This is a genomic window from Spirosoma oryzicola (assembly GCF_021233055.1).
Classification (GTDB): Bacteria; Bacteroidota; Bacteroidia; order Cytophagales; family Spirosomataceae; genus Spirosoma; species Spirosoma oryzicola.
The window spans coordinates 3,154,179-3,169,261 of record NZ_CP089538.1; the positions used below are offsets into that span (position 1 = coordinate 3,154,179).

Sequence of the window (15,083 nt, forward strand, 5' to 3'; positions counted from 1 at the left end):
TTTAAAAATTCGGCCTAAAGAACGACTAGCGCCATGCCTTTCGTAAAAAACGAAGCCAGTTGCCGTGCATAACCTTGGCAACGTCGTCGTCCGTATAGCCGCGTTGCCGTAATAGATCAGGAATTTTCTCTAAATCAGCAATCGTTTCCAGGTCGTACGGGCATTGTTCTTTTCCAAAAGCGCCGTCCAGGTCCGAGCCAATACCGATGTGGTTGGCATTACCCGCCAGCTGACAGATATGATCAAGGTGATCGACCATAACGGCCAGATTGCAGTTCGTGCTTTCGGGCGTCGATTGACCCCGTACCCAGCCGGGCACCATCATCCAGGCGTCCAGGGCTCCCCCGATAACGGCATCACGGGCGATCAGCTCCCGAATCTGGTCATCGCTAAACTGGCGATTGTGGTTCACCAGCGCGCGGCAGTTGTTGTGGCTGGCCCAAACGGGTCCGTTGAAGTGACTCAGTGCTTCCCAGAAGCTATCGTCGCACAGGTGCGTAGCGTCCAGGATGATGTTTAACCGCTCCATTTCGCGAAGTAACTCCTGCCCGGCGGCCCCCATGAACCCCGTGGCATCCGTTCCCTGTGCGTAACGCCCCGGACCATAATGCGCAGGACCGATAGCCCGCAAGCCGTATTCGTAAGCCCGCTCGACATAAGCGGTTGTCACCAGCGAGTCGGCTCCTTCCAGACTAAGAATGTAGCCAACGGGTTTGTGCTCGTTGGGTGTACCATCGTTCCAGAGCGCCAGATGACGTTCCAAACCCGCCAGGTCCCGGATTTGAACCATCTCCCCCGCTTCTTCCATGGTTTTGTACCAGATCTGCTGTGCCTGCGTCTGCGCCCAGGCTTGCTCCGGCGACTGCCAGCCAGGCAAGGGATTACCGGGAGCGACGAACCGGGCAATCTGTGTAGCAACGACTAATCCGATGTTTCCCCGGCGCAAGTCGGGCAGCGAAACCGTAGCTTTTGCCCGGTCGGGTTTGTCGGTCATGCCTTTCTCGCGCTCCCGCAACCGAGTGACCGGCTGCCGCAAATCGCGATTCCATTCCATCGCGTTCATGCTCAGGTCGAGATGGGCGTCAATTGTAAACATGCTTGTTTCTGTAATTTATAAGTATTCGTGCTTGTAGTAATGCTGGTGGTGTCGGTTTTGAGAACCGCGCGGGCGGCCCCGCCGACACCACCAGCATTACGTTGAGAGTTTTACGGATCTCGGACAATACTGTTTCGCAAAACCGACACCACCGACACCACGACAAGGCTAAAGCATCCTTTATACCGAAATCATCCGGTCGCGCGCAATGGCCAGCCACTCGCCGGTAATGGTTCCATTTTCGACCGTAAAGGCCCGCTCGTACAACGCTACGGTTGGACAAATGTGATTAGGCAATCCGTACAACACATCGCCGATCTGGTATGAGTGACCAACACCCGCTTCGACAACCAGATGTTCTTCACTCTGGCCGATTGCCTTCAAATGGGGAGCGTTCAGGAACGTAACGCGCTGCGCCAGTTCCCCTTCCGGGGCCACGGATTTATGCCCTAAATCCAGACACAGTTTATCAGCATCGGGTAAGGAAATAACCCGCGTTACCACGAGCGCTGCGGGTAAGAACGGCTGCTCCGGCAAGCCGGTCTGGTAACCTTTATCCCAATAAATAAACGTACCGGGACTGCATTCTACGTCAGGTCGTTTGGCGTAAATCGGGAACGTTGGACTCCCCCCCGCTACAATGACGGGTGACTCGAAACCAAGCGCGACCAGCTTATCGCGTAGCTGCTGCACGGGCGCAAAAGCCTTATCGCAATCGGCAGTACGCGCAGCCAGATCGGGGTTGCGGAGGTGTCCGTCGTACGCGTGTAACCCGACGGGTTTGATGCCATCCAGTTTATCAAGCTGAGTGTACAGCGTCAGCACGGCATCGTCGGGAAGTATTCCCGTCCGATTCATACCCACGTTGAGATCAATGTAAACCGGTACGATCAGTCCCGCTTCGACGGCTTGTTCGGCAATTTGCCGCGCCGTTGTGAGGTTATCAACCAGGCAGGAAAACCGGGTGTCTGGATACGCCTTCATGAGCGCCAGCAGCCGGTGTATTTTAGCGACATTGGGCTGGTAAGCCAGTAGCACGTCGTGCGCACCGCATAGGGCCAGCATTTCGGCCTCGGCGATGGTCGCGCATTTAAACTTCTGAATACCCGCTTCCAGCATCAGCTGGGCCGCTTCCCGCGACTTACTGGTTTTTACGTGGGGCCGCAGCCGGGAAACATCGTCAATCGCGTCAATGAGCAGTCGAATATTTTCCCGCACGCGGTCTGGATAAATAACCAGCGCGGGTGTATCCAGTTGATCGGCATCATTGAGTTGAAACCAGGGCGTTTGCTCCATTAATCGGCCAGTTCAAACAAGGCTTCTACTTCAACGGGAATATTGTCGGGCAACGAGCCCATACCCACCGCTGAGCGAACCCCGATCCCATTATCGGTTCCCCATACGTCGGCAAACAATTCGCTGCAACCGTTAATGATGTACGGATGACGCTCGAATTCAGGCACGCAGTTCACCATGCCCAACACTTTGATCACGCGCTTAACCCGGTCGAGGCTTCCCAGGTGCGTTTTGATCGTTGACAGGATCGTCAGGCCAACCTGCCGGGCGGCTAACTTACCTGCTTCCATGTCCATATCGGCACCGATCCGACCGATGATCAGACTTTTGTCATCGCGTACCGGACCATGTCCTGATACGTACAAATATTTTCCGTCGATAAGATACGGTTTATAAACACCCAGCGGTTGAGGAGCGGGTGGCAACGAAAGGCCCGTTTGTGCAAAAGCAATTTCGGGTGTTAATACATCAGCTTGCATAATAACTTGATTTTAAGCAAAACAATTGAGTAATGAGGCTTTTACCAGAACAGTCATAGCCGTCTAATCGCTACGGTATTGGTCTTGTAACGCTCAAACTTAACGGAAAATAGTTGTTTAATGGTCAGCGGACCAATCATCAATTAGTGAACGTTTGCGACCATTAGCCCTATTTTATTACGTGTTTTTTCCCCGATATACGCCGATCAAAAGCCGATTTTCCGCTTAAGATCGATGACGCCCAGGGCTACGAACGGGGCGTCTGCGTTACGACGACCGGGATGGCAATGCCGTTCAGATCGTAGACAATCTTACCCTTGCGGATGGTCATTTCGCATTCGAGTTTTTGCTTGCCGACGATTTTATGGCCGGTGTAGTCGAAGAAACCAAAGTAGCCCGTATCACGCACCTCAAACTCTCCTCCCCGAACGTTCAGAATCGCAATGTCCGCAACGGCACCTACGGATAAATGACCGAGTTCGGGTCGCCGGATCGCCTGCGCTGGATTCCAGGTACTGGCTTTGATGACACTCGGTACATCCATCCCCATCGCCATAAATTTCGACATGACATTGAGCATATCTTTCATCGCATTGTTCATGCTTCCCGTGTGAATATCGGTACTGATGGTGTTGGGGTAAAAGCCACTTTTCAGGGCCGGAATCGCCTGCGAAAAAGCGAAGCTGATACCGCCGTATCCAACGTCGAACAAAACGCCTTTTTTCTGCGCTTCCCAGACAAACGGTTTTACTTTACCGGTTGCCACATCGAGAATCGGCTCACGCGTTTTTAGCTGCCCAAAACAATGGGTATAGATGTCGCCCGGACGCAGGTATTTGGTAAACAATTCTTCTAGTGACAGCATTGGCGTACTCCCACCAAAATCGATCATAACCGGCAGGTTGGCCAACTTCCCCGCTTCGGCAGCCCGCTCGGTGGGCGTCCAGTTGTAGCCGCTGTAGTGCGCCAGTTTAACCCCAACGACCAGATCGGGATACTGTTTTGCCATGTCAGCGGTCAGACGGGCATCCATATCATCCAGATTCTGTTCGACCTTACCGCCCCGCATACCGCTTCCGACGATATTGAGCAAAGCCAGCACCCGCGTCTGCGAGCGATCAATCGTCTGGCTCTTGAACGTCGGGAAGTCGCGCCAGCCCGAGCAGCCCGCATCGACAATGGTCGTTACGCCGTTACGAAACGTAAAGCCGTCGGGCGGCAAGGCATTTGGGCCGTTGCTATACGCCTGATCGGGGTTCGTTCCGAAAAAAACGTGGGTGTGAATGTCGATCAGACCCGGCGTGACGTACAATCCTTTGGCATCGACAACCTGCGCAACGCCCTGCGTATCGATGTTTTTTTCGACCTTACTGATTTTACCGTCCCGGATGGCAACGTCCATGATGCCATCAATCTTGTTTTTAGGGTCGATAACGTGTCCGCCTTTGATGACAATACTATACGGCTGGGCGCAAGCCAGTTTACCGGCGAAGAGAATAAACAGCCAAAGAACGACCTGTTTCACAATCGGATCTCTCTAGAATAAACAAATGATTTCCCGGCGAGGCTGCTTTTGGTCTACCCCGCCAGAGACCTACCTAAACAGCAGCTTTTGACAGTTCTTCCTTGATCCGACGCGCCACAATCTTTTCCTGACCGGGTTTCAGCATCCAAACCGTTACGCCAATATGGCTGGGTCCGCTGCCGCCTACTTCAATCGACGGGTCGCCTTTCCGGAGTGATTCCTGTAGATCTTTTCCGGTCAGATGAAGTTTGCCGGGGTCCCACGAGATACGGAGCGTAGGCGTATGATTGCCCAACGGCGGAACGTGTACGTCCGTCTTAACTCCGCTGACGGTTTTCACCGTATTTTCGATGTGGGCTGTGTTGTCTTCCCACATTTTCCAGACTTTACCGTGGTCCTCGTTGATGAATCGTTCCAGCGCCACGTACATGCCCAGAATTTCTTCTTTGTTTACCTTCATACCCCGACCGATGTTGAAACCGCGCGGAGGCATGTGCAGACGAGCCGCCGAAATAATGTCTTTTTTACCCATCAGCAGACCGGCGCTCTGGGGACCCCGCATGGCTTTACCACCCGACACAACCACAAAACTGAACCCCATGTCGTTGAACCGCCATAAGTTCTCAACCGGCGGCACATCGGCGGCAATGTCAATAGACGTTGGGATGTTGTGCTTCTTGCCCAGCGCTACCCATTCTTCGTGCATGATCTTGCCCTTGTCGGCTTCGATGTGCAGAAAGTGCATGAGCGCGGTCTTTTCGTTGATGGCTTTTTCGACATCCTCAGCGGTCTCTACCTGAATGATTTTACAGCCCGTATTGGTCAGGGCATGGTTGTACACGATGTCGTGGGCCTTCTGACAGATTACCTCCGTTTTCATGTCTGTTCCTGCCAGGTGAGGCAGTTGCTCCACTTTCTTCAGATCCATGCCGGTCAGAATACCCGCCAGCCCGAGCGTCATACCGGAAAAAGCGCCCGAGGTAACCACAGCCGCTTCCGAATGAACCATCTGCGCAATCTTAGCCCCTACTTTGTCCTGAATTTCGTCGAGCAGACAAAACTCCTTGGCACCGCTCTGAATAGCTTCCAGCACTTCGTCATGCATAAGCGAGCCGGTCATGTAGGTCAGCGTACCAGCCGCATTGATGAAGGTGCGTACGCCCAACTCCTTGAACAAATCACGTTTAGGGGCGGCTGTTGGAGTGGCCGTGACGGCTATCGGAAGACCACCGCCAACCAATCCACCAACGAGCGTTCCGCTCGATAACCGCTTGATGAGTTTTCGTCTGCTTAACATGTGAGTAAGGTTAAAAAAGAAAGAAGGTTAGTTAGATATAGGCAATGCAATCCATTTCGACCAGCGAGCTACCCGGTACACCCCCGTAAACGGCAACGGTCGTGCGCACCGGCGGCTTGTTGCCAAACCGGCCTTTGTAAACTTCGTTCATGCCCTTGTAATCGTTCAGATCATGCAGGAACACGCTTACTTTCAGGACTTTCTCCATCGATGAACCGGCTTTGATCAACTCTTTCTCGAGTTCTTTCAGCACCTCTTCCGTGTGGACCTTGATGTCTCCTTCTTTGTGGTAGCCTTTTCCGGCGACGAAAACGAGATTGCCCAGCTTGGTCGAACCCGAAAACAAGGGTACGTCGTCCTGCGTCACGACATTGAAGGCTTCTTTCTGCGGAGCGGCTTCGGTTTTCACCAGTTCTATTGATTCATTGGCGGCAACCGCGTTGGTCGCTGCGCTTAGTCCGGCGACACCGGCAATGGACGAGAAAAGACGTTTTAAAATGGATCGACGTTGTGCTTTCATGAGAGAATTAACTGATTGAGGTTATCGTTTTCTGTGGTTTTGCGCGTTTTTGGCTTACTCCTACGTTCCGGTTTTACGCTTTACTCCAAGCGTAGCTTACTGATCTTCTGCGTATTGCCGTCAATCTTCAACCCGTCCTGGTACAGAATGGCCCGGTATTCGATCTCATCGTACGACTTGATATTGCTCTGCACGATTTCCAGACTTTGCTCGCCCGTTTTAGCGACGGGGTACACGTCTGTTTCGGTCCATTTCTGGTTGAACTCCTCGTTGAGCGAACTCTGAACAGGCCGGTATTCGAAGCCAACCCGGTAGTCCTTGCCGCTCCCCATCTTGCTCAGATCCGCCGTTAGTTTCAGGTTACCGTTCGGCAATTTTTCGGCCTTAACCGTTTTGAAATGAGCAGGTTCTACAGATGCTTCGACATTCTTTAGTTTGACCACGATCGGGTTCGGCCACTTGTGGTTGTTGTAGATCCGCTGCGCTCTTACAACCGAGATTTTAAGCCCTTCCGGCGTTTGCTCGAAGCGCGTCTGGCCATCGTTTTTCGGCTGGTATTCCACCACGTTGCCGGTCTGCCCCAGCACGCTTACCTCTGTGGTTGGCGTTGTTTTGATGGATTTCAGGAGAAAGGTCCGGCGCTCACCGCGTGGCCAGTCGGGCATTCCGGTCAGATAGGCGTAGACCGTTTTTTCATCTTTATTTTTGGTTAGCCAGATATTTCCTTCGTTGCGGACGATCCACGGACGGACGTTATGAACCGCTTCCTGATTGATGAAATGCCAGGCCCCAATTTCCATCAGTCGTCCCTGCTGGCCTTCGTTGAGGTCGCCCCACTGCGTTGGTCCGATGTTAAGCAGGTACGAGCCGCCCTTCGCCCGCGACTCGATGAGAATATCGATCAGTTCGGTTCCCGATTTGTAATGGTCGTTGGTTGGTTTGTAATTCCAGGCCGTTCCCATCGTCATGCAGCTTTCCCAGGCCGTATTGAGCGTTTCGCCGGGTAGGTACTGCTCGGGCGTTTCCAGCACTCCACGTGTCACCAAACAGTTGGGTTGGTATTTCCAGACGGTAGCTTTCACTTCTTCGCGCAGTACATCGCTGTCAATAAAAAACAAGTCGACCTGACCATATTTGGTCATCAACTCCTGACACTGGGCTTCGACAAATTGCTTGTACTTGGCCTGAAACGGCTTGGCTTTTTCCCAATGGTCGTCGCGGGTAATGTCTTTCATACCATTGCGGTAGGCAAACGAAAAATCTTCGGGTGAATAATAAAACCCAACCGCCAGTCCCCACTTGCGGCAGGCATCGACGTACTGCCGCACGATGTCTTTTTTGTAGGGCGTGTTCATCACTCCGAAGTCAGTGGTTTTGGTATCCCACATGCAGAACCCGGCATGGTGCTTGGTCGTGAACATGATGTATTTCATGCCCGCATTTTTCGCCAGAATGACCAGCCGTTCGGGATCCCAGTCTTTTGGATAAAACGTTTTCGGCAGTTCGCTGATGTACCGCTCAACGTAATCCGGCGACGCACCAACCAGTGAGTGACTGATCACGACGCCCAGCTGCGTATCAACGTTCCAGTGAATGAACATGCCAAAACCGGCATCTTTCAGCCACTCTTCGCGCTGTGGTTTGTTGTGGTTAGCCCCGATCTGAGCCCAGAGGCTGGTTGCCAGCAGATTGACGAAAAGAAAAACAAAGACGCTAACGAACTTCATAAGAAACTAGACTAGAATAAACTATATACCGAATCGATCTGGCAAAGAAAGCACGCGTTAATCGACCCTAAACTCATCAAGCAGTAGCCACGCTTTACCACCAGCTCCATATTCATTCGCCGGAATGACTCCTTTGTTGGTGGCGCGTATCCGCACGTAACGTGCCTGGACCGGCGAAAAGGTCGCCCGCACCGGATTGATGCCGTTGACGGGAAACTGCGTTTGCTGGTACACCTCCCGAAACGTTTTTCCGTCCTCAGACACGGCCATCTGGAGCATTTGGGGTGCCCACATTCGTTGCCAATGATAATTGAGTATGTGCGTACCGATGCTCGACACGGTTTGCGTTGCCTGTAAATCGATGATCACTTCGGCGTCTTTTCCCTGAAAACCAATCCACTCGCCTGTGTTGTAGCGGCTGGTTCCGGCCACACCATTGACAGCTACGAGTGGGCTTGCGGGTCGGTAGCCCCCCATCGGTTCGGGGGTAAAGGTGACAGGCTTTCCAGTGGCCTTGCTGATCGTGAATGCCTTTTGAAAGAGGCGTCCCTGTTGCTTACTATCCCGAAAAACGGCGGCTTTCACGGTACTCGTCTGAGCAATGGATAAGGGTTTGGAATAGACTGCACTCGTTAAGGTGGGCGTCGTACCGTCTGTCGTATAGCGAACGGTAGCGTCGGGTAAGGTGGTTGATAGCTTCAGATCTACGCCACCGGCTGCGTTGACAGACACCGTATCGGTCAGTTCGTCGAATCGGTTGGCGTAGTTGACGTTCCGTTGTTTTAAGAGCGTTTCCTGCTGACGAAGCCGACGAAGAAAGTCCGCGTAATTTCGGTTGTCGCGCGGGCTCCAGGCGATTTCGGCGACGGCCATCGCGCGGGGGAAAACCATATACTCAGCCTTTTCGGGGCTATCCATGTACTCGCTCCAGGCGGTTCCCTGCACGCCTTTGAGGTAAACCGCTTCATCGGGACGAAGCTCCGCCGGGATTGGTTCGTACGCGTACACTTTGCTCAACGGCGTATACCCCGCAGCCGCCAGCGGTTCTTCGGGGTAAAGCGATTGGTAATAATCAAAGTACACGTGACTTTCGGGCGTCATAATGGCGTTGTGCTTCTGCCGGATTGCCTCGATACCACCCTGAATGCCCCGCCAGCTCATGACGATAGCCTCCGGCGACATGCGCAACGACGGCGACGACGCGTGTTCGGTTCCTTCCAGAATTTCGTCCCAACCGATGATATGCCGCCCTTTTTTGGTCAGGTACATATCCATCCGACGGACAAAGTACCGTTGTAATTCTTCTTCGTTTTTCAGGTGTTCCCGCTGGATACGGGCCTGACAGCGGGTGCAGGTTTTCCAGCGCGTTTTCGGGCATTCGTCCCCGCCGATGTGAATGTACTTTGACGGAAACAAGGCCACAACCTCGTCCAATACCCCTTCGAGAAAGGTAAACGTGCTGTCGTTTCCGGCGCAGAACACGTCGTCAAATATACCCCAGAACGTAGCCGCCTGATACGGTCCGCCGGGCTGCCCATTGGGTTTCAGACAACCGAGTTCTGGGTAAGCACTCAGCGCGGCCAGTGCATGGCCCGGCATTTCAATTTCAGGAATAATGGTAATGTGCCGTTGCGTGGCATACTGAATAATGTCCTTGACCTCGGCCTGGGTGTAGTAGCCGCCGTAGCGCTTGCCGTCAAAACGGTGCGGTAGTTCTTTTTTGTGACCGATCAGCGTTTCGGAGCGGTACGCGGCTTTTTGCTGCAAGGCGGGATACCGTTTTATCTCGATGCGCCAGCCCTGATCGTCGGTCAAATGCCAATGAAAGGTGTTGAACTTGTACAGCGCCAGGAGGTCAATGTATTTCTTGATGAAGGGAATCGGGAACTGATGCCGACTAACATCCAGGTGCATACCGCGATACGAAAAGCGCGGGTAATCTGTCACTTCACAGGCAGGAACGATGCCCGATGTAGCCTGCGAAAATAGCTGAGTCAGCGATTGAAGGCCGTAGAACAATCCGGCTTCGTCGTGCCCGGTCAGGCGAATACCCTGCGGAGTGATTTGCAGCGCGTACCCTTCCGGCTGTTTACTGGTGATGGAATCAATCGACAGGAAGAGAGTCGATTTTGTTTTTTTGGTTGGCAGCGTCAACCCGGTGCTCGCCCTGATCTGCGCCTGAGCAAGCCCGATAAACTGATTAGAAACGCCAGCGCCGGACACAATACCGGTCAGTTGATTAAGTCGTAAATCGCCGGAAGTTTGTCGATACGATACCGGTTCGGGAATCAGTCCACTTTGCGCGAAAGGCTTTCCCAAATTGAGTAGTAACAACAAAATCGTAAGTCTAATGGGCATAGGAAAGGGGTAATGTGTATAGCGACTAGCCTATACAAGTGTTATAAAATTGACTGGGCACAAGATCGGCCCAGTCAATAACACGAAAGAAAAAATAAGGCACTTTACTAATCATGATGGCTTACTTATCGAGCCAAATACGTGAAAGAAAGTTGTTTTCACCCTGCCGGGCAACGGCAGCGTTATAGTTCTCCCGGTTCAGGTTTTCCTCTAGCGCCGGATACAGCATCCGACGGAAGATTTGCCCGCCTGTAATATTACCCACGTAGTTGTTAGGCACCAGAGCCGGGTAGCCCGTCCGACGCCAGTTCAGGAAAACTTCCTGTGAGTTCGGGAAAATCGACACCCAGAACTGCGTGTACAGCTGCTCCATCTGCTTTGCCATCGTAGCGGTCGTGACCAGCGCATTGGCCGACGCGTAGGCATCAATGTTCGCCTGCGAAATCACGCCATCCGATCCGAACAACGCCCATTGCCGCATGGCCGCTTTTAGGCCCTGATCGTACAGCGTGGCAGCCGATTTTGCGGTGTACCAGCCGCGCATAGCCGCTTCGGCCAGGTAGAAATTCGCTTCGGCGTTGGTCATGACCAGCATCGGCGAATTCAGTTTCAGGATCGTGTTCTGATTCGGCTCCGAATACGTTACGAAATCCGCTGGTTTCGAGTTGGCGATATTGGCGGGCATCCCTTTCTGGATCGACACGTCCGTGCTGGGTTTACCGTTGACATACACGACCGACAAAACGGGCAGGCGCGGATCGTTTGTTTTCTTGAGGTAATTGATAAACGTGTCGTAGTACTTGCCACCTTCGGGGTTGCTCACGCCATCGGCTTTCAGGTAATCGCTGTTCAGCATCCAATAGGCCAGCGGATTTTGGTTGATTACCTGACCCGAAGCCATGTACGTAATCTTTGCCAGATCAGCATCTTCCAGAATCGGTCCACCGGCAATGGCTTTCTTTACCCAGGTTTCGGCCAGGGCAACGTCGGGTTTTGTCATGCGCATCCCCATCCGCAGCATCAGCGAATACGCAAACTTTTTCCATTTCGTGATGTCGCCCCCGTAAATCAGATCGGCAGCGCCAAACGTTCCTTTCGACGCGTCAAACATCGCAATCGCCTTGTCAAGCTCGTTCAGCAGATCCATGTAAATGTCTTTCTGAGGATCATACGCTGGCTTGAACACACTGCTGGTGTAGCCCTGCACGGCCTGGGTGTACGGAATGTCGCCGTACAGGTCCGTAACTTTCGAGAAGCTGTACACGCGCCAGATTTTGGCAATCGCCAGTTTGTTCACCAGGGCCGGATCTTTCTCCAGGCCCCGGATTACTTCGCCGATCTCGTTGATTTCGTTCGGGTAGGCATTACTGAATACCGTATACGGTGCCGTTCCCTGGTTGAAAATGTACTTGGATCCCCAACTGGCTACGTCGTTGTAGCTCGTGGTGTATTGCATGGTCCCCTGTAAACCCGTGATCATGTTGCCCACGGCATCGTACTGTGCCTTGGTGAATACGAAATCGGGGCTGGCCGCGCTGGATGCGTCGGGATTGACGTTTAGTTCTTCCAGTCCCTGGCTACAGCTTTGCAACAGGCAAAGCGCAACCAGACAAGCGGCAATTTTATGGAATCGATTTTTCATGGGTGTCATTAGAATTTTACGATGAGGTTCAGACCGTAGCTTCTGGTGCGGGGCAGACCCAGCGATTCAAAACCCTGGTTGGAACTGTTGGTGAAGCTTTGCTCAGGATCGAAGTTGTCGGTCTGGCGGTACAGGGTCAGCAGGTTACGCGCTACGAACGAGACGCTGGCCGACTGAAGCCGAACGAACTTAAGCGTGCTTACCGGAATGTTGTAGCTGAAAATCACCTGACGAAGTTTTACGAAGCTACCGTCGTGCAGGAACAGTTCGGTGTAGTTTTTGTCGTTGTCGTAGTAGTTACGCAGGTTTTCTTTTGCAATCGTTTTGGTGTACGCATCTCCGTTGGCCGTCACACCAGTTACGGTCAGTCCGTTTTCGCGTCCTTCCAGCGTCCGCTTCAGCTTACCCATCCGGTTGGCGTAAACTTCCATTACCGAGAACACTTTGTTGCCAAACTTACCGTCGAGCAACACATTCAGCGAGAAGTTTTTGTAGCGGAATTCGTTGGTCAATCCCATCGTCAGCGGGGGAACGCCCTTGCCTAATTCCTGAAGCGCTGATTTCTGCGCGAAGCCGGTCGTTGGATCGTAGACGATGTTGCCGTTGGCGTCCCGAACACGGGTGGTACCGACGATGGTCCCGTACGGGCGACCTTCGATGGAGTTGATGTACGCCCAGTTACCTACCGACGTGGCCATCTGCATAGAATTGATCCCATCGGCCAGTTTCACGACTTTGCTGTCGTTGTAGGCTACGTTGTAACTCAGGTTCCAGCCGAAATTCGACGAGCGAACTGGGTTTACCGTTACGAGCGCTTCGATACCCCGGTTGTTTAGTTTACCCACGTTCAGGTAAACCGAATTGTAACCCGACGTTGACGAAATGCTGGTTTGCACGATGTCGTTGGTCGTTGCCCGGTTGTAGTACGTCAGATCAAGACCCACTTTTTTGTTGAAGAACTGAAGATCAAGACCTACTTCGTAAGTCGTAGACGTTAATGGTTTCAGGCCCGCATTGGTAATGGCGTTGCTGGTTACGTTCTGAAGCGGCTGTCCCGAGCTAGGCACCATCGAATAGCTCAGGTTGATCACGTACGGATCGGGGGTAGCACCACCAACCTGCGCCCAGGAAGCCCGCACTTTCGCGTAATCAATGACGCGGGGTAATTGGATAGCCTGCGACAGCACGAAACTACCACCGATGGATGGGTAGAAAATCGTGTTGTTTTTCGGACTCAGTGTCGAGAACCAATCCTGACGACCTGTCATGGTCAGGAACGCAACACCTTTGTAGTCAAGGTCAGCCGATGCAAAAACCGAGTTGGTACGCGTCTGCTGATTCAGCGGAACGGTGCTTACCGTTGCCAGGTTGGTTGAGCTGTAGAAGTACGGAATAATAAACGTCTGACCGCTCGTGTTCAACTGGTTATAGCTGAAATCGCGCCGGTTCATACCTGCCAGTGCCGACAAGCCAAAGTTGCCGAAGGTTGTGTTGTAGTTCGCCGTGAGCATGGTATTGGTTTCACTCACGTCTGTTTTCAGCTGCGTGTACTGCCCGTTGGGAATGTAGCGCGTACCGGTCGGCAGGATGTATTTATAATTGTAGTTGTAAAAATCGCGGCTAACCGTTCCTTTTACCGACAGGTTTTTCAGGAGTTTATACGTCAGACCGACTTGGCCGATGAAGCGGTTTTTACTGTCGTCCTGTTTGTATTTGTTCACCACAAAGTAGCTGTTGGAGGCAATATCGGCGTCATTCCAGGCAATTTCGTTGCCGTTGGCGTCGTAACCGGGGCTCAGCCACCGGATATCCGATGTGTTACCGATCATGTAGGGTGTCCAGTTCGGGTTACCCAACGCATCACCGGCTCCCGTTTTGTTATGGCCTTTTTCGAGGGTGTACTGCGCCAGGGCTTCAATAGAAATTCGCTCACCAAAGGCCCCGTTCAGGTTCAGGTTACCGGTTTTCCGGTTATACGTGTTGGTTGGCAGAATACCTTTTGCATCCAGATCCGATACCGAAAAACGGTAGTTCACTTTATCGCTACCGCCGGTAAAGGCCAGCGTATTGGTAAACGTTTTACCAGTTTGGTAGAAATTTTTGATGTTGTTTCGCTGAGCCGAATACGGATGGGTTTTGCCGTCAGCCGCTACGAAATCCGAACCGTCGATTTTGGCACCCCACGAACGCCGTCCCCAGGCAATCCCTTCGGCCTGCGTTGTTGGTTTCTTCGCGTTATCGCCCTGACCGTATTCATACTGCCAATCCGGGAAAACAGCCGCATTTTCCATCGTGAACGTCGAGTTGTATTCAACGCCGATTCCACGCTGGGCTTTTCCTTTTTTGGTCGTGATCAGGATAACGCCGTTGGCCGCCCGCGAGCCGTACAAAGCCGCAGCCGTACCGCCTTTCAGAACGCTAATCGACTCAATGTCATCCGGGTTGATACCCGCGATACCGTCGCCCCGGTCCACGTTTCCCTGACCACCGTTTGGCGTCGCGCTGCCGCCCGGTACCGTATTGTCAATGGGCATTCCGTTGATTACGTACAGCGGCTGGTTATCGCCAGTCAGCGAACCATTTCCCCGAATAATAATCCGGCTGGAGCCACCCGGTCCGGTTGACAGACCCGTTGCGTTTACCCCGGCAATTTTACCCGAGAGTGCATTGGCTACGTTGTTTTCCCGCGCTTGCGTAAACTCCGATCCTTTTACTTCACTGACGGCGTAAGCCAATGCCTTTTTGTCTTTGGCAATACCCAGCGCCGTAACGACCACTTCACCCAGTTGCGTAGCGTCTTCTTTCAGAGCGACATCGATTACTGACCGGCCGGAAGCGCTAACCTCCTGCGCTACAAAACCAATGTACGAAAAGATCACGGTTGCCTGAGGGCTCGACAACCGGAGCGTGTATTTACCCTCGCTGTCTGTTACCGTTCCTTTCGTTGATCCTTTTTCAATAATGGTAACGCCAGGCAGCGATGCCCCATCACTTGTATTTGTCACTTTTCCAGAAATCGTCTGCGCCAGAGCCGGTGCACTGAGCACCAGCAATAGCACAAGAAGCTTACTCAAACGAGCTTGCCAAGGTGGTAACATACATTTCATAAGAATGCCACTTTGAGGGTAGAACTGATAGGTTAA

The 15,083-nt window shown here is 52.7% G+C and carries 10 protein-coding genes; all 10 read right to left on the reverse strand.

Annotation, left to right across the window (positions count from 1 at the left end; genetic code table 11):
- Window positions 1-25 precede the first annotated feature (25 nt).
- Window positions 26-1,096 (reverse strand): dipeptidase, encoded by a 1,071-nt coding sequence (locus LQ777_RS13435; protein ID WP_232558436.1) that lies wholly within the window; start codon window positions 1,094-1,096, stop codon window positions 26-28.
- 180 nt (window positions 1,097-1,276) lie between these two features.
- Window positions 1,277-2,392, reverse strand: coding sequence for a D-TA family PLP-dependent enzyme (locus LQ777_RS13440; RefSeq protein WP_232558437.1), 1,116 nt, complete (start codon window positions 2,390-2,392; stop codon window positions 1,277-1,279).
- On the reverse strand, window positions 2,392-2,871 hold the full coding sequence (locus LQ777_RS13445) for a RidA family protein (protein WP_232558438.1): 480 nt from the start codon (window positions 2,869-2,871) through the stop codon (window positions 2,392-2,394). The genes LQ777_RS13440 and LQ777_RS13445 overlap by 1 nt, the downstream gene beginning before the upstream one ends.
- A 247-nt stretch (window positions 2,872-3,118) precedes the next feature.
- A complete protein-coding gene (locus LQ777_RS13450; RefSeq protein WP_425276951.1) occupies window positions 3,119-4,399 on the reverse strand; it encodes an amidohydrolase/deacetylase family metallohydrolase in 1,281 nt (426 codons plus the stop codon).
- A 70-nt stretch (window positions 4,400-4,469) separates the two neighbouring features.
- On the reverse strand, window positions 4,470-5,693 hold the full coding sequence (locus LQ777_RS13455) for an aminotransferase class V-fold PLP-dependent enzyme (RefSeq protein WP_232558440.1): 1,224 nt from the start codon (window positions 5,691-5,693) through the stop codon (window positions 4,470-4,472).
- A gap of 31 nt (window positions 5,694-5,724) precedes the next feature.
- Window positions 5,725-6,213, reverse strand: coding sequence for a RidA family protein (locus LQ777_RS13460; protein WP_232558441.1), 489 nt, complete (start codon window positions 6,211-6,213; stop codon window positions 5,725-5,727).
- 80 nt (window positions 6,214-6,293) lie between these two features.
- Window positions 6,294-7,940: an alpha-L-fucosidase gene (locus LQ777_RS13465; protein WP_232558442.1), complete on the reverse strand. Its 1,647-nt coding sequence runs from the start codon at window positions 7,938-7,940 to the stop codon at window positions 6,294-6,296.
- A 57-nt stretch (window positions 7,941-7,997) separates the two neighbouring features.
- Window positions 7,998-10,298 carry a glycoside hydrolase family 20 protein gene (locus tag LQ777_RS13470; RefSeq protein ID WP_232558443.1) on the reverse strand — a complete coding sequence of 767 codons (2,301 nt, stop codon included), beginning with the start codon at window positions 10,296-10,298 and terminating at the stop codon, window positions 7,998-8,000.
- Window positions 10,299-10,419: 121 nt separating this feature from the next.
- Window positions 10,420-11,940 carry a SusD/RagB family nutrient-binding outer membrane lipoprotein gene (locus tag LQ777_RS13475; protein ID WP_232558444.1) on the reverse strand — a complete coding sequence of 507 codons (1,521 nt, stop codon included), beginning with the start codon at window positions 11,938-11,940 and terminating at the stop codon, window positions 10,420-10,422.
- An 8-nt stretch (window positions 11,941-11,948) separates the two neighbouring features.
- The gene (locus tag LQ777_RS13480) at window positions 11,949-15,014 is read right to left on the reverse strand and encodes a SusC/RagA family TonB-linked outer membrane protein (protein WP_232558445.1); all 3,066 of its coding nucleotides are present in this window, start codon (window positions 15,012-15,014) and stop codon (window positions 11,949-11,951) included.
- Window positions 15,015-15,083 lie beyond the last annotated feature (69 nt).

Coding starts and splice junctions, on each gene's coding strand:
- LQ777_RS13435 (WP_232558436.1), bottom strand. CDS start 1,096: ATGTTTACAATTGACGCCCATCTCGACCTGAGCATGAACGCGATGGAA.
- LQ777_RS13440 (WP_232558437.1), bottom strand. CDS start 2,392: ATGGAGCAAACGCCCTGGTTTCAACTCAATGATGCCGATCAACTGGAT.
- LQ777_RS13445 (WP_232558438.1), bottom strand. CDS start 2,871: ATGCAAGCTGATGTATTAACACCCGAAATTGCTTTTGCACAAACGGGC.
- LQ777_RS13455 (WP_232558440.1), bottom strand. CDS start 5,693: ATGTTAAGCAGACGAAAACTCATCAAGCGGTTATCGAGCGGAACGCTC.
- LQ777_RS13460 (WP_232558441.1), bottom strand. CDS start 6,213: ATGAAAGCACAACGTCGATCCATTTTAAAACGTCTTTTCTCGTCCATT.
- LQ777_RS13465 (WP_232558442.1), bottom strand. CDS start 7,940: ATGAAGTTCGTTAGCGTCTTTGTTTTTCTTTTCGTCAATCTGCTGGCA.
- LQ777_RS13470 (WP_232558443.1), bottom strand. CDS start 10,298: ATGCCCATTAGACTTACGATTTTGTTGTTACTACTCAATTTGGGAAAG.
- LQ777_RS13475 (WP_232558444.1), bottom strand. CDS start 11,940: ATGAAAAATCGATTCCATAAAATTGCCGCTTGTCTGGTTGCGCTTTGC.